23 protein-coding genes are annotated in these 18,723 nt (G+C 58.5%); 12 read left to right on the plus strand and 11 right to left on the minus strand.

Translation table 11 applies throughout. The features are described from left to right. The first annotated feature begins 37 nt into the window (after positions 1-37). Both BLU46_RS00755 and BLU46_RS00760 read left to right on the plus strand, forming a co-directional pair. The gene (locus BLU46_RS00755) at positions 38-1,582 is read left to right on the plus strand and encodes an EAL domain-containing protein (RefSeq protein ID WP_093197271.1); all 1,545 of its coding nucleotides are present in this window, start codon (positions 38-40) and stop codon (positions 1,580-1,582) included. A 196-nt stretch (positions 1,583-1,778) separates the two neighbouring features. Beyond that, positions 1,779-2,144 carry a histone-like nucleoid-structuring protein, MvaT/MvaU family gene (locus BLU46_RS00760; protein ID WP_010171383.1) on the plus strand — a complete coding sequence of 122 codons (366 nt, stop codon included), beginning with the start codon at positions 1,779-1,781 and terminating at the stop codon, positions 2,142-2,144. A 169-nt stretch (positions 2,145-2,313) separates the two neighbouring features. On the opposite strand, the gene BLU46_RS00765 is transcribed toward BLU46_RS00760, so the two are convergent. Further along, positions 2,314-2,850 carry a DUF4946 domain-containing protein gene (locus BLU46_RS00765; RefSeq protein ID WP_093197275.1) on the minus strand — a complete coding sequence of 179 codons (537 nt, stop codon included), beginning with the start codon at positions 2,848-2,850 and terminating at the stop codon, positions 2,314-2,316. A 194-nt stretch (positions 2,851-3,044) separates the two neighbouring features. On the opposite strand from BLU46_RS00765, the gene gloA reads away from it, so the two are divergent. Next, on the plus strand, positions 3,045-3,566 hold the full coding sequence (gloA, locus tag BLU46_RS00770) for a lactoylglutathione lyase (RefSeq protein WP_093197278.1): 522 nt from the start codon (positions 3,045-3,047) through the stop codon (positions 3,564-3,566). A 51-nt stretch (positions 3,567-3,617) separates the two neighbouring features. Here the strand turns inward: gloA and ahpF are convergent, their stop codons facing one another. From ahpF to BLU46_RS00785, 3 genes are all read right to left on the minus strand, one after another. Next, positions 3,618-5,171 (minus strand): alkyl hydroperoxide reductase subunit F, encoded by a 1,554-nt coding sequence (gene ahpF / locus BLU46_RS00775; protein ID WP_063030435.1) that lies wholly within the window; start codon positions 5,169-5,171, stop codon positions 3,618-3,620. A 127-nt stretch (positions 5,172-5,298) separates the two neighbouring features. After that, a complete protein-coding gene (ahpC, locus tag BLU46_RS00780; RefSeq protein WP_003173835.1) occupies positions 5,299-5,862 on the minus strand; it encodes an alkyl hydroperoxide reductase subunit C in 564 nt (187 codons plus the stop codon). Between the two features lie 149 nt (positions 5,863-6,011). After that, positions 6,012-6,938, minus strand: coding sequence for a site-specific integrase (locus tag BLU46_RS00785; RefSeq protein WP_093197281.1), 927 nt, complete (start codon positions 6,936-6,938; stop codon positions 6,012-6,014). 161 nt (positions 6,939-7,099) lie between these two features. Between BLU46_RS00785 and BLU46_RS00790 the strand changes: the two genes are divergently transcribed. Then, complete coding sequence (locus BLU46_RS00790) at positions 7,100-8,107, plus strand: DNA-binding protein (RefSeq protein ID WP_093197284.1); 1,008 nt, start codon at positions 7,100-7,102, stop codon at positions 8,105-8,107. On the opposite strand, the gene gorA is transcribed toward BLU46_RS00790, so the two are convergent. Both gorA and galU read right to left on the minus strand, forming a co-directional pair. Then, entirely contained in the window at positions 8,108-9,466 is a 1,359-nt protein-coding gene (gene gorA, locus BLU46_RS00795) for a glutathione-disulfide reductase (protein WP_063030441.1), read from the minus strand. It abuts the gene before it with no gap. A 103-nt stretch (positions 9,467-9,569) separates the two neighbouring features. After that, complete coding sequence (galU, locus tag BLU46_RS00800; protein ID WP_003212579.1) at positions 9,570-10,409, minus strand: UTP--glucose-1-phosphate uridylyltransferase GalU; 840 nt, start codon at positions 10,407-10,409, stop codon at positions 9,570-9,572. 307 nt (positions 10,410-10,716) lie between these two features. Between galU and BLU46_RS00805 the strand changes: the two genes are divergently transcribed. After that, positions 10,717-10,902, plus strand: a complete 186-nt coding sequence (locus tag BLU46_RS00805; RefSeq protein ID WP_003212580.1) for a hypothetical protein — start codon at positions 10,717-10,719, stop codon at positions 10,900-10,902. A 145-nt stretch (positions 10,903-11,047) separates the two neighbouring features. Then, positions 11,048-11,332 (plus strand): hypothetical protein, encoded by a 285-nt coding sequence (locus BLU46_RS00810; protein WP_003212581.1) that lies wholly within the window; start codon positions 11,048-11,050, stop codon positions 11,330-11,332. Here the strand turns inward: BLU46_RS00810 and BLU46_RS00815 are convergent, their stop codons facing one another. From BLU46_RS00815 to BLU46_RS00830, 4 genes are all read right to left on the minus strand, one after another. Further along, a complete protein-coding gene (locus tag BLU46_RS00815) occupies positions 11,333-11,563 on the minus strand; it encodes a hypothetical protein (protein ID WP_003212582.1) in 231 nt (76 codons plus the stop codon). Between the two features lie 63 nt (positions 11,564-11,626). Further along, entirely contained in the window at positions 11,627-12,538 is a 912-nt protein-coding gene (locus BLU46_RS00820) for a c-type cytochrome (RefSeq protein ID WP_093197288.1), read from the minus strand. Continuing rightward, a complete protein-coding gene (locus BLU46_RS00825) occupies positions 12,535-13,185 on the minus strand; it encodes a c-type cytochrome (RefSeq protein ID WP_093197293.1) in 651 nt (216 codons plus the stop codon). Before BLU46_RS00825 ends, BLU46_RS00820 begins: the two co-directional genes overlap by 4 nt. 196 nt (positions 13,186-13,381) lie before the next feature. Beyond that, on the minus strand, positions 13,382-13,732 hold the full coding sequence (locus BLU46_RS00830; protein WP_017480375.1) for a hypothetical protein: 351 nt from the start codon (positions 13,730-13,732) through the stop codon (positions 13,382-13,384). A gap of 211 nt (positions 13,733-13,943) precedes the next feature. Between BLU46_RS00830 and BLU46_RS00835 the strand changes: the two genes are divergently transcribed. From BLU46_RS00835 to ada, 5 genes are all read left to right on the plus strand, one after another. Further along, entirely contained in the window at positions 13,944-14,246 is a 303-nt protein-coding gene (locus BLU46_RS00835; RefSeq protein WP_003212586.1) for a DUF1883 domain-containing protein, read from the plus strand. Positions 14,247-14,257: 11 nt separating this feature from the next. Then, positions 14,258-14,422 carry a hypothetical protein gene (locus BLU46_RS32990; RefSeq protein ID WP_167410147.1) on the plus strand — a complete coding sequence of 55 codons (165 nt, stop codon included), beginning with the start codon at positions 14,258-14,260 and terminating at the stop codon, positions 14,420-14,422. Between the two features lie 82 nt (positions 14,423-14,504). Next, the gene (locus tag BLU46_RS00845; protein ID WP_093197302.1) at positions 14,505-15,221 is read left to right on the plus strand and encodes a 2OG-Fe(II) oxygenase; all 717 of its coding nucleotides are present in this window, start codon (positions 14,505-14,507) and stop codon (positions 15,219-15,221) included. Beyond that, positions 15,211-15,891, plus strand: a complete 681-nt coding sequence (gene alkB / locus BLU46_RS00850; RefSeq protein WP_093197305.1) for a DNA oxidative demethylase AlkB — start codon at positions 15,211-15,213, stop codon at positions 15,889-15,891. Before BLU46_RS00845 ends, alkB begins: the two co-directional genes overlap by 11 nt. 76 nt (positions 15,892-15,967) lie before the next feature. Continuing rightward, entirely contained in the window at positions 15,968-17,032 is a 1,065-nt protein-coding gene (ada, locus tag BLU46_RS00855) for a bifunctional DNA-binding transcriptional regulator/O6-methylguanine-DNA methyltransferase Ada (protein WP_093197308.1), read from the plus strand. A gap of 6 nt (positions 17,033-17,038) precedes the next feature. On the opposite strand, the gene BLU46_RS00860 is transcribed toward ada, so the two are convergent. After that, positions 17,039-17,623, minus strand: a complete 585-nt coding sequence (locus BLU46_RS00860) for a CGNR zinc finger domain-containing protein (protein WP_093197311.1) — start codon at positions 17,621-17,623, stop codon at positions 17,039-17,041. Between the two features lie 177 nt (positions 17,624-17,800). On the opposite strand from BLU46_RS00860, the gene BLU46_RS00865 reads away from it, so the two are divergent. Next, positions 17,801-18,679 (plus strand): alpha/beta fold hydrolase, encoded by an 879-nt coding sequence (locus BLU46_RS00865; RefSeq protein ID WP_093197314.1) that lies wholly within the window; start codon positions 17,801-17,803, stop codon positions 18,677-18,679. Positions 18,680-18,723: the final 44 nt, after the last annotated feature.

An 18,723-nucleotide genomic window follows, 5' to 3' on the forward strand; every position in this document is an offset into this window, starting at 1 on the left:
AGCGTCTTATCGCCCCCTCCCGCTACAGGCTGCACAGATGCCACTGACCGTCAAAGGCCCACGAAAAGCCAGCACCCGCCTCCTGATCACTCTGCTCAGCGGCGCACTGCCGATTTTGCTGGGGGTGCTGATCCTGTACTGGCAAGCGGGGCGCACCCTGGAGCACAGCACCGCGCAAACCGCCCGGGAGGCCGTGCGCCAGTTCGACCTGATGCTCGACAATACCGCCCTCGCCGCCAAGGACTTGCTGCCGCTGGCCGGCCATGAATGTGATAACCCGACACAACTGGCGCTACGGGAACAAGTCACCCGTCGGCCTTTTGTGCGCGCCACGACCTTGTCCTGGCAGAGAAACATCTATTGCAGCTCGTTGTTTGGTGGCAACTACCAGTCGCCGGTCAACCCTGAAGACTACGTCGATGGCCGCCTTTGGCTGATGAAAGGCAACCCGGTGACACCTGACACCGCATTGCTGGTGTATCGCCTCACCGAGGGCGACCGTGGGGCCTTTGCCTCCATTGATGGCTACCACTTGACCAACGCCTTGCGCCTGATCAGTCGATATACCGACCTGGTGTTGCAGGTGGGGCCTAACTGGCTGGCGTCGGATGGCAAGGTGCACAGCACAGCGCTGCCGACATTTTCCGTCGCGCACCATCATCTCGACTCCACGCGGTATACCTACAGCGTGGAAGCCGGGATGCCGGAGGGCGAAACCTGGCGCTACATGCAAGCGCGGTATCCTGCGCTGTTCATCCTGGTGGTGTTTTTCGGCGTGTTGGCGGGCATCCTCGCCCACTGGCTGCAAAAGCGCTCATCGGCACCGACCCTCGAGCTGCAACGCGCCTTGGGCGCCAATGAATTCGTGCCCTATTACCAGCCGGTGGTACGTGGCCAGGACATTCGCCAGTGGGCCGGTTGTGAAGTGTTGATGCGCTGGAATCACCCCAAGGAAGGCCTGGTGCGCCCCGACCTGTTCATTCCCCTGGCCGAGCATTCCGGCCTGATCGTGCCAATGACCCGCGCCCTGATGCGCCAGACCGCCTTGCAACTGGCGCCCCACGCCGAGCAGTTCGCGGATGGCTTTCATGTCGGGATCAACATCACCGCCCGCCATTGTCACGACCTGGAACTGGTGGAGGACTGCCGGGAATTCCTCGCCGCCTTCCCGCCGGGCAAGGTGATTCTGGTGCTGGAATTGACCGAGCGCGAGTTGATCGAACCCACGGGTGTCACCCGCCAACTGTTCCAGGCGCTGCACGAAATGGGGGTAATGATTGCGATCGACGACTTCGGTACCGGTCACTCAAGCCTGGGTTATTTACGCAACTTCAATGTCGATTACTTGAAGATAGATCAAAGCTTTGTGGCGATGATCGGGGTTGATGCACTCTCGCGGCATATACTCGACAGCATCATTGAACTGTCTGCCAAGCTCGACTTGGGCATCGTTGCCGAAGGTGTCGAAACACCAGAACAATGCGAATATCTTGCCGCTCAAGGTGTTGATTTCTTGCAGGGCTACCTGTTTGGCAAGCCTGTACCTTGCGATGAGTTCATTAGATTCCTGAACAGCCATTGAATAGCCAACCACTTCAACGGAAATATTGTTATTTATACAAAAGACATGATTTACTCATGGCTGATTAACTACTACAATTTTTCCTGCCTGTGCTGAATTGGCAGGAAGGCCACTTTTGTTGAGTCGCCTTAAGGCTCTTGGCTTATCGCTTTGTTTGCAGTAGATATCAGCCAAATACACTATTGGAGTATAGATTTTGTCCAGACTCGCCGAATTTCGCGCAGCAGAAAAAGCCCTTCAAGAGCAGCTTGCCCAGCTGGAATCCCTGAAGAACGACGCAGGCCTGAAGAAAGAAATCGAATTCGAAGAAAAGCTGCAAGGGCTGATGAAAACCTACGGCAAAAGCCTGCGCGACATCATCTCCATCCTGGACCCTAACCCGAGCAAGTCCGGCGCTTCCGTCGCAGCTGCACCAAAACAGCGCCGTGCACGTGTGGTCAAGGTTTACCACAACCCGCACACTGGCGAACTGATCGAAACCAAAGGCGGCAACCACCGCGGCCTGAAGGCATGGAAAGAACAATACGGCGCGGCCACTGTAGATTCCTGGCTTCGCGGCTAATGCTTTGCAGCTAGTACAAACGCACTAAGAAAAGCCCTGCACATGCAGGGCTTTTTGTTTACAGGCATCGATATTGAAACAAAACAGGACCCGGACACTTTCAAAAACGAACTTTAAAAAACATTTCACTTTGTTCAGATCGACTAATTCGCTGCTTTGCCTACAGCGCTCAAAGTTTCAGGCTGTCACGCACCGAACTGACTTCATCCTTGCTTGATTCGTAAGCCTGGGCCTGGCCTGCGTATGAAAATACATAGGCTTTATCGGTGTCGACCGCTCCCACCAGGGTTTGCGACAGCACATGCCGACCGTTCTCGGTGATTACACAAGTAGTTTCCAACGCCTCAAGGCGGCTCAATGTTGTGGGGTGCATCTTGGTGCACACACTTTGATAACCGCCTTGGGCAAAGTCCTTCTGGATGGACTTGCGCATTTCCAGCAGCACACCTTGAAGATTGACCGTATGCCCCGCTTCGATCGGAGTGCCTGTCAACTCCATGACCATCAAGGTCGTGCCATTTTCATCATTCTTGATCGCACGCTGGCGGGACACTGCCGAAGGCTGCGCCGGAGCCTGATCGTCGGGCACCACCTCCTCCACCTGCCAGCCGCTGGGCCAGTGAACTTCCGGGTCAGCCGCCCATGCAGCAGTGCTGCCCAACAACAGGCCCAGGGTACTTAACAGCAGTGCGCGAAATCCGATCATTGCGAAAAACACTCAAGGTTCAAGCTACAAAGTTTGGGCCTCTACACCCGCTGCTCGCAAGGGCTGCGTGACCTTTTTCATTTGGCGCAACCGGCAGGGCTGCGTATCATGGACCGGCTGCACGGATGCCAGCCGCAAGCCAAGGGATCGCTCGAACTAGAGCCACGTTTGCCCCATTCTTCTCTGGAGGGCCCATGAGCCTGCACGAACTGAACACCTTCCCGGGCGTCACCGCCCAACCTGACACCGCCACCGCGAACTTCGTTTTCAACCACACCATGCTGCGGGTCAAAGACATCACCAAGTCGCTGGACTTCTACACCCGCGTATTGGGTTTTTCCCTGGTTGAAAAACGTGACTTCCCGGAAGCCGAATTCAGCCTGTACTTCCTGGCCTTGGTGGACAAGGCCCAGATCCCGCCCGACGCCGCCGCACGCACCCAGTGGATGAAGTCGATTCCGGGCATCCTGGAACTGACCCACAACCACGGTACCGAAAACGACGCGGACTTTGCCTATCACAACGGCAACACCGACCCACGTGGCTTTGGCCATATCTGCATTTCGGTACCGGACATTGTTGCGGCCTGCGCGCGCTTTGAGGAGTTGGGCTGCGACTTCCAGAAGCGCTTGAGTGATGGCCGCATGAAGAGCCTGGCCTTCGTGAAAGACCCGGATGCGTACTGGGTTGAAATCATTCAGCCAACGCCGCTGTAACAAAAAAACCCCATGATCACTCATGGGGTTTTTCGTTTCAGGGCCGGCAGCTTAGCTGCGGATCAGGTGATCGAAAGCACTCAGGGAAGCCTTGGCGCCCTCGCCCACGGCGATCACGATCTGCTTATACGGCACGGTGGTGACGTCGCCGGCAGCAAAGACGCCTGGCAATGAGGTCTCACCCCGGGCATCGACAATGATCTCGCCACGGGGCGACAGCTCGACGGTACCCTTGAGCCAGTCGGTGTTGGGCAGCAAACCGATCTGGACAAAGATCCCTTCCAGGTCGACGGTCTTGAACTCGCCGCTGTCACGGTCCTTGTACGCCAGGCCGGTGACCTTCTGGCCATCGCCTTTGACTTCGCTGGTGAGCGCACTGGTGATCACGTCAACGTTGGGCAGGCTGTACAACTTACGTTGCAATACCGCATCGGCGCGCAGTTTGCTGTCGAATTCCAGCAAGGTCACGTGGCTGACAATACCGGCCAGGTCGATGGCCGCCTCAACGCCGGAGTTACCGCCGCCGATCACCGCCACACGCTTGCCTTTGAACAGTGGACCATCGCAATGCGGGCAAAAGCACACGCCCTTGGCCTTGTATTCCTGCTCGCCCGGCACGCCCATTTCACGCCAGCGGGCGCCGGTGGCCAGGATCACGGTCTTGGACTTGAGGGTCGCACCGCTTTCGAAACGGATTTCGTGCAGTTCACCCGCGTTCTTGGCCGGAATCAGCGCGTTGGCGCGTTGCAGGTTCATGATGTCCACGTCGTACTGTTTGACGTGTTCTTCAAGGGCACTGGCCAGTTTCGGCCCTTCGGTTTCCTGCACCGAGATAAAGTTCTCGATCGCCATGGTATCCAGCACCTGGCCACCAAAACGCTCAGCGGCCACACCGGTACGAATGCCTTTACGGGCCGCGTAGATCGCCGCAGCGGCACCGGCTGGGCCACCGCCAACGACCAGTACGTCAAAGGCCTCTTTGGCGCTGATTTTCTCGGCTTGTTTTTCAATGCCGCTGGTGTCGAGCTTGGCGAGGATCTCTTCCAGGCCCATGCGGCCCTGGCCGAAGCTAACACCGTTCAGGTAAACGCTCGGCACAGCCATGATCTGACGATCATCGACTTCGGCCTGGAACAGCGCACCGTCGATGGCGACGTGGCGGATGTTCGGGTTCAGTACTGCCATCAGGTTCAGCGCCTGGACCACGTCCGGGCAGTTCTGGCACGACAGCGAGAAGTAAGTTTCGAAGCTGAACTCGCCTTTAAGGGCACGAATCTGTTCAATCACTTCGACACTGGCCTTCGAGGGGTGGCCGCCGACTTGCAGCAGTGCCAGCACCAGCGAAGTGAATTCATGGCCCATTGGGATGCCGGCGAAACGCAGGCTGATATCGGCACCCGGGCGGTTGATGGAGAACGATGGCTTGCGCGCATCATCGCCATCGCTTTTCAGGGTAATCAGCGTTGAGAGGCTGGCTACATCCTGCAAGAGGGCAAGCATTTCCTGGGATTTCGCACCGTCGTCGAGGGAGGCAACGATCTCGATCGGCTGGGTGACCCGTTCCAGGTATGACTTCAACTGAGCTTTAAGATTGGCGTCCAACATACGGGCGATTTCCTATTAATTCGGTTTATTGCAGACAAAAAAACGCCCGAGCGAATCTCGCCCGGGCGTTTTGAGGGCGGATGCAGCTTACTTAGGTGCGGTCATCCGCCCTTGGTACTTCACAGACTTAGATCTTGCCGACCAGGTCAAGAGACGGAGCCAGGGTGGCTTCGCCTTCTTTCCACTTGGCTGGGCAGACTTCGCCCGGGTGAGCAGCAACGTACTGGGCCGCCTTGATTTTGCGCAGCAGCTCGGAAGCGTCACGGCCAACGCCGCCATCGTTCAGTTCAACGATTTTGATCTGGCCTTCCGGGTTGATCACGAAGGTGCCACGGTCTGCCAGGCCAGCTTCTTCGATCAGTACGTCGAAGTTGCGGGAGATGGTCAGGGTCGGGTCACCGATCATGGTGTACTGGATTTTGCCGATGGCTGGCGAAGTGTTGTGCCAGGCTGCGTGGGCAAAGTGGGTGTCGGTGGAAACGCTGTAGATTTCGACGCCCAGTTTCTGGAATTCGGCGTAGTTGTCAGCCAGGTCTTCCAGTTCGGTTGGGCAGACGAAGGTGAAGTCGGCTGGGTAGAAGAAGACGACAGACCATTTGCCTTTCAGGTCAGCATCAGTCACGTCTACGAAGTTGCCGTTTTTGTAGGCGGTAGCTTTGAACGGTTTTACTTGGCTGTTGATGATAGGCATCGTTGACTCTCCGTCAGGTTTGTAGAAGGGCTTAGAAAGTTGATGAGGTGAATCCTACCCACTCTCCCGGCCGATGGCTCATTGGCAAACCTGATGCTGACGATTGGTTTTCACTATCAAGGGACTGTATTAATAGAAGAAACCTTAAATCACTCGAGGGATGCTCGGGCCATGCCGAGAAAGGGTGTCGCTTCAACATAGCGCATGGCCGATTTCATGTCTTTCCAGCCGACGTAAGTCATCAATGACTTCAAGTCCCAGCCGCTACGATGGGCCCAGGTGGCAAAGCCCCGGCGCAGGGAGTGGCTGGTGTATTGATCCGCTGCAATGCCGGCGCGCTCCAGGGCCTGGCGCAACAGCGGGATCACGCTGTTGGGGTGCAAGCCCTCCTCTCCCAGGTTGCCCCAGCGGTCTATGCCGCGAAATACCGGGCCACGTACCAGCGCTGAAGCACTGAGCCACTCGCTGTAGGCCTGGACCGGGCACAGGCGCAGCAACGCTGGCGTCTGGTAAGTGCGACCCAGGTTCTCCCGATCGCCTTTGCTGCGTGGCAAATACAGGGTGATGCCCGAGCCGGGCACTGCCTGCACGTGCTCGATATTCAACCGGCACAGCTCGTCACTGCGAAAGCCGCGCCAGAAACCCAGCAGGATCAATGCGGCGTCACGTTTGGCACGCAGCCAGCGGGGATGGTCTTCTGCGCTTCGAGCGTCGCGACCTTCCTGATCGAGAAACTGGATCACCTGTTCCAAGTGTTGGAGTTGCAACGGCTCCGCCTGCTTTTCCTGAGCCGGGTGCACGGCGCGAATCCCTTTCAGCACTTTACGCACCACCGGCGCCTTGGTCGGATCGGGAAAACCCTGGCTGGTATGCCACTGGGCCAAGGCCGACAAGCGCAACTTCAACGTGTTGACCGACAACACGCCCGCATGGGCCACCAGGTAGCGCGCCACGCTGTCGCTGGTGGCCGGCAGGAATCCACCCCAATTCACCTCGAAATGCTCGATTGCCGCTCGATAACTGCGGCGGGTGTTATCGCGGGTGGCCGCATTCAGATAACGGTCCAGTTCACTCATACCTGTACTGCCATTGGGCGCTGTCCACTTCAAAGCCTTGATCACACGGGATAATACGCCAATATCCCATCTGTTAAATCATCAATTTCAGGGTAAATATAATCGTGATATAGTACGTATATACATACTACGTACCACAGTACTAAATCGACGGAGACTCCATGGCTCGCGGCGGCATCAATAAAGCAGTAGTTCAAACGGCGCGCCTGGCGATCCTCGCCCGCGGCGAGAACCCAAGCATCGATGCAGTACGCATCGAGATGGGCAATACCGGCTCGAAAACCACGATTCACCGCTATCTGAAGGAGCTGGACGAAAGCGAAACCCGCCAGACCATCACCGAAGCGCCCATCGATGACGAGCTGGGCGAACTGGTGGCACGGCTGGCCCAGCGCCTTAAGGAAAAGGCACAGGAACCTATCGACCTGGCCCTGGCGCAGTTCCAGCAACAGAAAGCCGCCCTGCTCGCCCAGGTTGAAGAACTGGAAGCCACCCACAGCCAGCTCAAGCAACAGTTCGATATCCAGGCAGCCGCCCTGGCTGACGAAAGCGCGGCGCTGCAAAGCACCCGCTCCAGCCTGCAAACCGAGCAAACCCGCAACGCCGGACTGAGCCAGGCGTGCAGCGATTACGAGTTGCGGATCAACGACAAGGACGAGCAGATTCGCTCATTGGAAGAGAAGCACCTGCACGCCCGGGATGCTCTTGAGCATTACCGCAACGCAATCAAGGATCAGCGTGAGCAGGAACAGCGTCGCCATGAGGGTCAGTTGCAGCAGGTACAGGCAGAACTACGTCAGGCTCAGCAGAGCGCGATGGTGCGCCAGGACGAGATCACCCAGTTGCATCGCGATAACGAGCGCCTGCTGATTGAACATCGAGTGACGGTGAAGGAATTGAGCGCACTGCAGGAACAGGCCCGCCAGGACCGCGACCAGCAACGCCAGCTTAGCGAACAGGTGAATGTGATCGACAGCGAACGCACCTTGCTGCAGGAACGCTTGCGGGTTGCACTGCTGGAGAGTCAGACGCGCCAGGAAGCGCTGGCCGAGCATCAGCAGACCAACAAAACCCTGGAGCTGGACCTGGTCAAAGCCCAGGCCAGCATCGAGGCGCTGCGCCTGGCGGCCGTCGTTGCGACGGCGCCAGAGGCAACTACCGAGGGCTGATTACCGCGCCACCGGCGTGCGCATGGTGACGAACTCTTCCGCCGCCGTCGGATGCACGCCGATGGTTTCGTCGAAATGCTGCTTGGTCGCACCCGCCTTGAGTGCGATCGCCAGGCCCTGCACGATCTCCCCGGCGTCAGGGCCAACCATGTGGCAACCCAGGACCTTGTCGGTCTCGGCGTCGACCACCAGCTTCATCAGGGTCTTTTCTTGGCACTCGGTCAGGGTCAGCTTCATCGGCCGGAAGCGGCTTTCGAACACCTGCACCTTGTGCCCGTCTTCACGTGCCTGCTCTTCGCTGAGGCCCACGGTGCCGATGTTTGGCAGGCTGAACACCGCCGTCGGGATCATCGCGTAGTCCACCGGGCGATATTGCTCAGGCTTGAACAGGCGACGTGCCACGGCCATGCCTTCAGCCAGCGCCACCGGTGTCAGTTGCACGCGACCAATCACATCACCAATCGCCAGAATCGACGATTCCGCAGTCTGGTACAGGTCATCCACCTCGACAAAGCCACGCTTGTCCAACTTGACGCCGGTGTTTTCCAACCCCAGGTTATCGAGCATCGGGCGCCGGCCGGTGGCGTAGAACACGCAATCGGTTTCCAGCACCCGGCCGTCTTTCAAGGTGGCCTTGAGGCTGCCGTCGGCCTGCTTCTCGATACGTTCGATGTCGGCATTGAATTGCAGATCCAGACCACGCTTGGTCAGCTCTTCCTTCAAGTGCGTGCGCACCGAACCGTCAAAACCGCGCAAGAACAAGTCGCCGCGATACAACAGCGAGGTCTGCGCACCCAAGCCATGGAAAATCCCGGCAAACTCGACAGCGATGTAACCGCCGCCAACCACCAGCACACGCTTGGGCAACTCTTTGAGGAAGAACGCCTCATTGGAGCCAATGGCGTGCTCGCGCCCCGGGATCTCCGGGATCTGCGGCCAGCCACCGGTAGCCACCAGAATGTGCTTGGCGGTGAAGCGCTCACCGTTGATTTCCACCTGATGCGGGTCCACCAACCGCGCATGCCCTTCATGCAGGGTCACGCCGCTGTTGACCAGCAGGTTGCGGTAGATGCCATTGAGGCGGTTGATCTCGCGATCCTTATTGGCGATCAGGGTCGCCCAATCGAAGTTTGCTTCGCCCAGGGACCAGCCGAAACCGCTGGCCTGCTCGAAGTCTTCGGCGAAATGCGCGCCGTACACCAACAGCTTCTTCGGCACGCAGCCCACGTTCACGCAGGTACCGCCCAGGTAGCGGCTTTCAGCCACTGCCACCTTGGCGCCAAAACCTGCGGCGAATCGTGCAGCGCGCACACCGCCGGAACCGGCACCAATTACATAAAGGTCAAAATCGTAGGCCATTTCACTCTCCTCGGCAGGACAACAGCATACCTGCTTACATGGGGCCGAAAAACGAAAAAGCCACCCGAAGGTGGCTTTCCCAGATCAAGCAGGCAACCGTGAATCAGTAAGCCTTGCCAGTCTTGTAGAAGTGCTCGTAGCAGAAGTTGGTTGCTTCGATGTAGCCTTCAGCGCCACCGCAGTCAAAACGACGACCCTTGAACTTGTAGGCAATCACGCAACCGTCTTTTGCCTGCTTCAGCAGGGCGTCGGTGATCTGGATCTCGCCACCCTTGCCCGGCTCGGTTTCTTCGATCAGCTTGAAGATGTCCGGAGTCAGGATATAGCGACCGATGATCGCCAGATTCGACGGAGCATCTTCCGGCGCTGGCTTTTCAACCATGTCGCGTACGCGGATCAGGCCATCACCGATATCGTCGCCGGCAATCACGCCGTACTTGTTGGTTTCCTGAGGGTCGACCTCTTGAACCGCGACGATGGTGCAACGGTACTTCTGGTACAGCTTGACCATCTGGGTCAGGACGCCGTCGCCTTCCAGGTTTACACACAGGTCATCCGCCAGTACCACCGCGAAAGGTTCGTCACCGATCAGCGGGCGACCGGTCAGGATCGCGTGACCCAGGCCTTTCATTTGGGTCTGACGGGTGTAGGAGAACGAGCACTCGTCGAGCAGTTTACGGATGCCGACCAGGTATTTTTCCTTGTCGGTGCCCTTGATCTGGTTTTCCAGCTCGTAGCTGATGTCGAAGTGGTCTTCCAGGGCGCGTTTGCCACGGCCGGTCACGATCGAAATTTCGTTCAGGCCGGCATCCAGTGCTTCTTCCACGCCGTACTGGATCAGTGGCTTGTTCACCACCGGCAGCATTTCTTTGGGCATGGCCTTGGTCGCTGGCAGGAAGCGAGTGCCGTAACCGGCTGCTGGGAACAAGCATTTCTTGATCATATGAGTCCTTACAAAGGGCTGTGCGTACGAAATTCGGCGCAGTCTAATCAGGCCGCAGTCACCTTACAATGGGTCCTGCTGGCGTTGCGATGTCAACATAGAGGAAAAATGTCGGCGTAAGTTCCGCCGGCATTCAATCCAGTACCTTCGCCGCTGTTAGAAATCGTCGACTTGCGCCCGTCATTCAAAGGGCTTAAACCTTTTTAGCACGCTTTATGGCGATCGGCACTGACCTGCAACATCTTGCGCCGCCCCGCGCCGTTTGGCGCTATCATTACCGCCTTGAACCAGACAACGAGATTGATAGATGTCAGAACCAAAAGGCGTGAACGGCTACCTGATCACCAAGCGAGCAGATGGCTGGCACTTGATCAACTTCCACGGCGACAGCGTTGCCGGGGCATTCGCGACCGAAGCTCAAGCCTGTGCCGTGGCCGAAGTGTTTGTGGATGAAGCGGGCCATGCGTCGAGCAAGCGCCCCAAAACCAAGTAACACCCGCAGAAACGCCAATCAAGCCTCGTTTATCGGGGCTTTTTTGTGTTTGTCTGTACCTTGATGGCGGTTCGCTATAATCTCGCCTGAAACGCCCCACGACAGTGTCAGCGCTTCCCTCCAACACCCTAATGACGACTCCTACATGAACAAGATCCTGGCACTGATTGCGGTACTGGCGCTTACCGGTGGCTGCACCACCACTTCCGACACCGTGCTGAAAAACGGCGAACAAGGGCTGGCCATCGATTGTTCCGGCGAAGCCAACTCCTGGGCCAGCTGCTATGAAAAGGCTGATGCGTCCTGCGCAGGGACCGGTTACCGGATTGTCGGCACCGAAGGCACACCGGCCCTGAAAGAAAGCGATAAGACCCTGGGCAAGGATGTCGGCAACTACAAGACCCGCAGCGTGACCGTGGTCTGCAAATAATTACATGTGAATTTCGGCGAATTTGATGCCCAGGCCGCGAATGGTCTCGATTAAGTCGTCCAGGCGAGAAAAGGATTCGACTTCGTCCTGGTCATCCACCAGGAAATAGCTGCGGCCGCCGCTCTTCTTGAAGAACACGATCCACTCGCCCGTATCCGCGGGATTTTGAATCACATGGGTCGCAGATATATGCCCCCCTGCATGCTGTTCTCTGACTTGCTCACGCTTCATGACTGAACTTCCGAAAAGACAATGCCGCTGATTCAGCGGCATTTTTTGTGGGTGACCGACAGTTTAACGGATGCCTTGGCCGATCAGTACGCCGTCGACCGTCTGCCCGTAAAGATTGATGCCGTCATTGGCGTGGAACTTCAGCCGGGTTTTCTCCACGGAGCCCTCCACCAGGCGCGGGTCCTGGGGTCGCTCATGGCGGTTGACGTAAGCTGCGACGTCCCAGGCTTGCTGGTCGCTCAGGCTGCCGCCCTTGCCCAGGGGCATGTTGTGCTTGATGAAGGACGCGGCGGTGTTGATCCGGTGCATCCCGGCGCCCCAGTTGTAGGAATCTTTACCCCAAAGCGGCGGCATCACGTAGCTGTCACCGACTTTCTGGCCCTGGCCTTCGGCGCCATGGCACACCGCGCATTGGCCCTTATAGACCTCCGCGCCCTGGGCCAGGTCGTAACCCTTGGCAGGTGTCGGCACGTCCGGATAACCACGCCCCGGCAACTCGACGCCCAACGGCGCCTTGCTCGACAGCCAATAGGCATACACCGACAGCGCAGTAATTTCCGGGCTGTCTGCGGCCGGTGGCGTGCCGCCATTCATGCTGAACTGGAAACAGCCCTGCAAGCGCTCGGCGAAGGTGTTGACCTTGTCGTTCTTTTTTCGATACGCCGGATACATCGGATAGGCACCCCACAGCGGCGCGGAATTGGCCAGGCGGCCCTGGTCCAGATGGCAATTACTGCAATTGAGACCATTGCCGACAAATTGCGGCGCCAGGCGCTTGGTGTCGACAAACAGGGCGTAGCCCTGCTTCACCAGCTTGCCGTAGGCGTTGTCCGGCAGCTCGCTCTCTTGCGGCGGCTGGAACTGCGCGGCAGCCGTCGAACGGGCGACTGGCTGCAACTGTGACTGGTCTTCCATGGCGATGGTGGCGGCATGGACAGGCACACTGGCAAGGGTTGCCAATAAGAAAAGCTTCATGGCTTGGCCTCCTGGCCGCTCAACGACGCAAAATAGGTGGCCACGGCCTGTGCTTCTTCAGCGCTGAGGGATTTGGCGATATGGCCCATCAAATCGTTCGGATCGTTATGGCGGGTGCCACTGCGCCAGGCATTCAACTGCGCCACCAGGTAGGCCGCGGATTGCCCGGCCAGGGGCGGAAATGCGTCGCCAACACCCACGCCAGCTGGCCCATGACAACTGACACACGCCGGAATCTGGCGCTCCCACGCGCCTTGCAGGGCAATCTTTTGCGCAGCTTCGGTTGGCATTTCGCTACGGTGCACCGAAACGGCCACCGGCGCAGGCATTGCCGCCAGCTCCCGGGTCACAGCATTGATTTCCTCTTCCGTCAGGGCGTTGGCCAGCGGCTGCATCACCGGGCTGTTACGGGCGCCGCTTTTAAAATCCTGCAGTTGCTTGCGCAAATACCCCGCTGGCAAACCGGCCAAGCGCGGAAAGCCGGCCGCTGCCAGCCCCAGCCCATCAGCCCCGTGACAGGCTACGCACGGCGCAGCTCCCGGCTGCGAACCACCCTGCGTAAATACGTTTTTCCCCTCTAGCGCGTGGGCATTGCCCAGCATCAGCAGCAGCACACTACCCATCAGAACTCGTTCCAGAGACATCATCACGACTCCATTTTTATAGTTATATGCTTAGGCGAATTAGGCATAAGCCTACAAATGGTAGGGTAATGATTAGATCGCCACAACACCCAGCACTGACGGAAAAGGGCTACTTAATGAAAATCCCACACAAAAAACCCGACACTGCACTGGCAGGTCGGGTTTTCTTGATCGGATTCGAAAGTGGGCGGCTATAGACTCAGCCGGAAATGCAAGCCTCCCCTGCCGCCTTCACGTCACCCGGACGAATAGGCACATTGGACATGCTCTCGTAGAGTTTGATGCTGCTACCGCTGGAGCGCTCTTCAATTTCGAAAATGGCCGACGGATCAGCAGAAAACTTCTGCGGAACGATCACCTGAACGCCATCCTTGTGGGGCTCGATCTGCGATGGCCTACGGGTTTTCGACAGTTTCTGGACGATACACGCCGCGTATTCCTGCGGCTTTTTCCCGGAGATCACTGCCAGTGTCGGTGGGGTCTGCTTGATATCCGCCACCGAAGCACATCCACCCAACGCCAAGGCCAGAACCAACACACTCCACTTCATAAAAAACCTCCGATAAAGACCCTACGACAGCAAGAAAGGTATTTTTCTCCCGCCAATGTAGGATTTATCCCTGATAACTCGGTAAATAACTGTTTTAAATTGTCGAACTCGTCGACGACGGTCCGATAATAAACGTGCTGGGGCTGATAAACTCCATCTTATCCTACGTATCGTTCTGATTTTTCAGAAAAAGCCCTTCTGGAGACACCTCATGAAATTCATCCACCAGCGCGAACACCTCAATGAAGGAGACATTGTCGTCATTGAATGTTCGCAAACGTGCAACATCCGCCTGATGAGCGACGCGAACTTTCGCAGCTTCAAGAACGGTGGCCGCCACACTTACCACGGCGGCGCGTTCGACAAATTCCCGGCAAAAATCACCGCGCCGAGCACCGGCTTCTGGAACATTACCCTGGACGTGGTTACCCGCCGCGCCATCAGTGTGACCAAAAAGCCGACCTTGTCCCACAAGATCCGCATCGTGCGCCGCACCAATTCGAAACTCAGCTGACAGGAATGCCCGTGACTACCACCAAATATGTGATCAAGTACAAACTCAACGGTGAGCGCCGCTTCGAATTCGCCCAGCTGCAAGCGGGCAGCATTGAGGAAGCCAAGGAAGCACTGGCAAAAATGCACGATGCCAGCGATGAAATCACCGATATCAATGTGAGCAAGGCCCTGTAATTCGAGCGCAAGCATCGGAGTGTCGTAACGCTGGCGACTTCCTAGACTGGCAGCCCTTATCCGCTGCCACAGGAACTCGTCGATGCCTTCTACCTCACTTAAAGAGCGCCTGGCCAAGCTGGACTGGCGCGCGATCGAGCAAGACCTTGACCAACAGGGCAACGCAATTATTCCAGCGCTGCTGGATCAGCAAGAATGTGCGGAGCTCTGCGGCCACTACCCGCAGCACGAACGGTTTCGCTCCCACGTGCTGATGGCCAGGCACGGCTTTGGTCGGGGCGAGTACAAGTATTTCCGCTATCCGCTGCCCTCCCGGGTCAGCGAGTTGCGTGAACAGCTGTATCACTACCTGGCCCCCCAGGCCAATCGCTGGAACGAACAGATGAACCTGCCGATCACTTACCCGGCACGCCATGCTGACTTCATTACCCGTTGCCACGCTGCGGGCCAACAGCGCCCTACCCCGTTATTGCTGCAATACGGCCCCGGCGACTACAACTGCCTGCACCAGGATCTGTACGGCGAACATGTGTTTCCCTTACAAGTGGCCATCCTGTTGTCGCAGCCGGGAGAAGACTTCCGTGGCGGCGAACTGGTGCTGACCGAACAGCGGCCACGCATGCAATCCCGGGCCCAGGTCGTACCGCTGAACAGGGGCGACGCCGTGATCTTCGCGGTTAATCAGCGGCCCATGCCCAGCGTGAGAGGGTTTCATCGGGTGACCTTGCGCCATGGGGTCAGTGTTCTGCACAGTGGTACGCGGCATACCTTGGGAGTGATTTTTCACGATGCGCAGTAAGACCGATCCTGGAGCAACCGCCGATTTGTTCGCCGACGAGGCCTTGCAACAGCCCCCGGGACGCGAACAAATCGGTGAGCAATCCTACGTTCTCAGAGGCTACGCCCTGCCCTGGGTCGAGCGCTTGCTTCCGGAACTGCGGCGCGTACTGGCTCAATCGCCGTTCCGGCAAATGGTCACGCCGGGCGGCTTTACCATGTCCGCCGCTTTGAGCAGCTGCGGTGAACTGGGTTGGACGACCGATCCCACCGGCTATCGCTACTCTGCGATTGACCCCAACAACCAGCAACCCTGGCCAGCCATGCCCGAGGCGCTACGCCAATTGGCGCTCATGGCGGCGGCGGACGCGGGTTTCGAGGATTTCGAACCGGATGCCTGCCTGATCAACCGCTATGTGCCAGGCGCGAAAATGTCCCTGCATCAGGACAAGAACGAGCGCCGCTACGCCGCTCCAGTGATCTCCGTGTCACTGGGTTTGCCGGCGATCTTTCTGTTCGGCGGCCATGAGCGGAGCGACACAGCGCAAAAAGTCTCGCTGTTCCATGGCGATGTCGTGGTATGGGGCGGTGTGGATCGCCTGCGCTTTCACGGCGTGATGCCGATCAAGCCCGGCACTCATCCGGTCATGGGGCCGCAGCGCATCAACCTGACGTTTCGCACAGCCGGATGAATTTGACCGCAAGCATCGGAGTGATGGGAATGCCACCGGGGACTAACCTGGCATTCTTCAACCAGGAGCCACCACCATGACCGCGCGCCACGCCACCGAACAAGACCCACGCTGGGCGGCCATCGTCGCCCGCGACGCCAAAGCCGACTTGACCTTCGTCTATGGCGTGAAAACCACCGGTGTGTACTGCCGCCCCAGCAGTTCCGCACGGCGGCCGCGCCCGGAGAACGTCGAGTTCTTCGATACTCCGCAACAGGCCGAAGCCGCGGGCTACCGACCCAACAAACGTTCGTCGGGCGACCAGACCCAAGTGGCCGCACGCCACGCGCAACTGGTGGCAGCCGCCTGTCGGCACATCGAACAGGCCGAAACCCTGCCAGCCCTTGAAGACCTGGCCACCCTCGCCGGCCTGAGCCCGTTTCATTTCCATCGGGTGTTCAAGGCGGTGACAGGCCTCACACCCAAGCGCTACGCCAGTGCCCATCGCTCGCGCAAAGTACGCGACGGGCTCAAGGACCAGCATTCGGTGACCGATGCGCTGTACGACGCCGGCTTCAATTCCAACAGCCGTTTTTATGAGGCCGCCGACCAGTTGCTTGGCATGAAGCCTGGCGACTACAAGGCGGGCGGCACTAACACGGACATTCGGTTTGCCGTCGGCCAATGCTCGTTGGGCGCAATTCTGGTGGCGCAGAGCAATCGCGGTGTGTGCGCAATCCTGCTGGGGGACGACCCGGACAAACTGGTGCGCGACCTGCAGGACCAGTTTCCCCGCGCCAATCTGTTGGGCGCCGATCACGACTTCGAACATTTGATCGCCCAGGTGGTGGGCTTTATCGAGGCGCCGGCCCTGGGCCTGAACCTGCCCCTGGATCTGCGTGGTACTGCGTTTCAGGAACGGGTCTGGCAGGCCTTGCGAGAAATCCCGGTGGGTTGCACCGCCAGCTATGCAGAGATTGCCCAGCGCATCGGCGCCCCGACCGCCTATCGCGCCGTGGCCCAGGCGTGCGGTGCCAACAGCCTGGCCGTGGCGATTCCCTGCCATCGGGTGGTGCGCGCCGACGGTAATCTATCGGGCTACCGCTGGGGCGTTGAGCGCAAGCGGCAGTTGCTGGAGCGCGAAAGCCCGGCCGGTGCCTGACGACCGCTACAAGAGTTTGCGCTTGCGAAACTCGGCCACCTTATGCCGGTTGCCACACAGCGCCATGCTGCACCAGCGGCGCTTGTGGCCCTTGGTCCGGTCGTAGAACCACAGCACGCACTCGGGGTGTTCGCAGGTGCGGATCAAACCGAAATCCCCTTCCACCAGCAACGTCGCCGCGGCTTCGGCGATCGGTGCCAGGAACTGCTCAGCGGTTTGCTGTTTGCGCTGGCGCTCCAGGCGCAACTCGCCCGGCGCCGGCCAAGCCAGCTGCGGATGGCTGACGGCCTTGCGCAAAAATGCATTCAACGCAGCAGGATCACCCTGCTGGCCGGCCTTGCGTTGCTCCAACAACAGCCGGATCACTTCCCGCAATCCCCTCGCCGCGCCCAGTAAAGCGCCCTCCTCGAATACCGGCACCGCGCCTTCTTCGCACCAGCCCAGTCGCACCAGCCAGCGCTGCACCTCGGCATCGCCTTGCCAGAACTCAAAGGGCACACCGTCGACATTCGCCCGGGTGTTGAGCATGTCCAACACCGGATGGTCGGCTAGAACGTAGGGATCCATCGTGGATGGTGTGATGACGGTCATTGGCGAGTCCTCTTCAAGTCCGCGACATGGTAACCGCTGATAATGCTTTTGGATAGTTACTAAACACTCCGAAAAGTAACCTATTAAATTAATTTGACAGGTTACTTTTTCGAGCGCAGCCTGCGAGACCAGTAACCCCACAAATCAACTTATCCAGTTACACAGAGGATTCCGATCATGTCGATTTCAGCCCCCGTTGTGCGCTACCAGCATGTTGATGCCGATGGCGTGCGCGTGTTCTACCGCGAAGCCGGCGACCCGTCTGCGCCCGTGCTGTTACTGCTGCACGGTTTTCCCAGCTCGTCCCATATGTACCGTGACCTGATCCCGCTGCTCGCCACCCGCTACCGGGTCATCGCCCCCGATCTGCCGGGTTTCGGCTTCACCGAAGTCCCAGCCGAACGCAATTACCGCTTCAGCTTCGACAACCTGGCGATTACCGTCGGCCATTTCGTCAACGCCCTGCAGCTCAGCCGTTACGCCCTTTATGTGTTCGACTATGGCGCGCCGGTAGGCCTGCGCCTGGCGGTGGCACATCCGGAACGGGTCAGTGCGCTGATATCGCAGAACGGCAATGCCTACCTGGAAGGTCTGGGTGACGCCTGGGATCCGATCCGGGCCTATTGGGCCGAGCCGAGCCCAGCCAATCGTGAGGTCATTCGCAACGCCGTCATCAGCCTGGAAGGTACGCGCTATCAGTACCTGCACGGGGTACCGCAACCGGAGTTGGTTGCGCCTGAGTCCTACATGCTCGATGTGCTTCTGATGCAGCGTCCCGGCAACGACGAAATCCAGTTGGACCTGTTTCTCGACTACCGCAACAACCTGACGCTGTACCCGGCGTTCCAGGGGTTTTTCAAGGCCACGCAAGTGCCGGCGCTGGTGATCTGGGGCCAGAACGATCCCTTCTTCATCCCGCCGGGTGCCCATGCTTACAAAGTCGATAACGCCAACGCCGTGGTGGAATTGCTCGATACCGGCCACTTCGCCCTGGAAACCCACGCGGCGCATATTGCCCAGCGGATTCATGAGGTACTGGGCGAAGCTATCAACTGATAGCCGCCCACGAAACCCTGGATTCGTCCAGTGAATAATACAGA

The sequence above is a fragment of the Pseudomonas yamanorum genome (assembly GCF_900105735.1).
GTDB lineage: Bacteria > Pseudomonadota > Gammaproteobacteria > Pseudomonadales > Pseudomonadaceae > Aquipseudomonas > Aquipseudomonas yamanorum.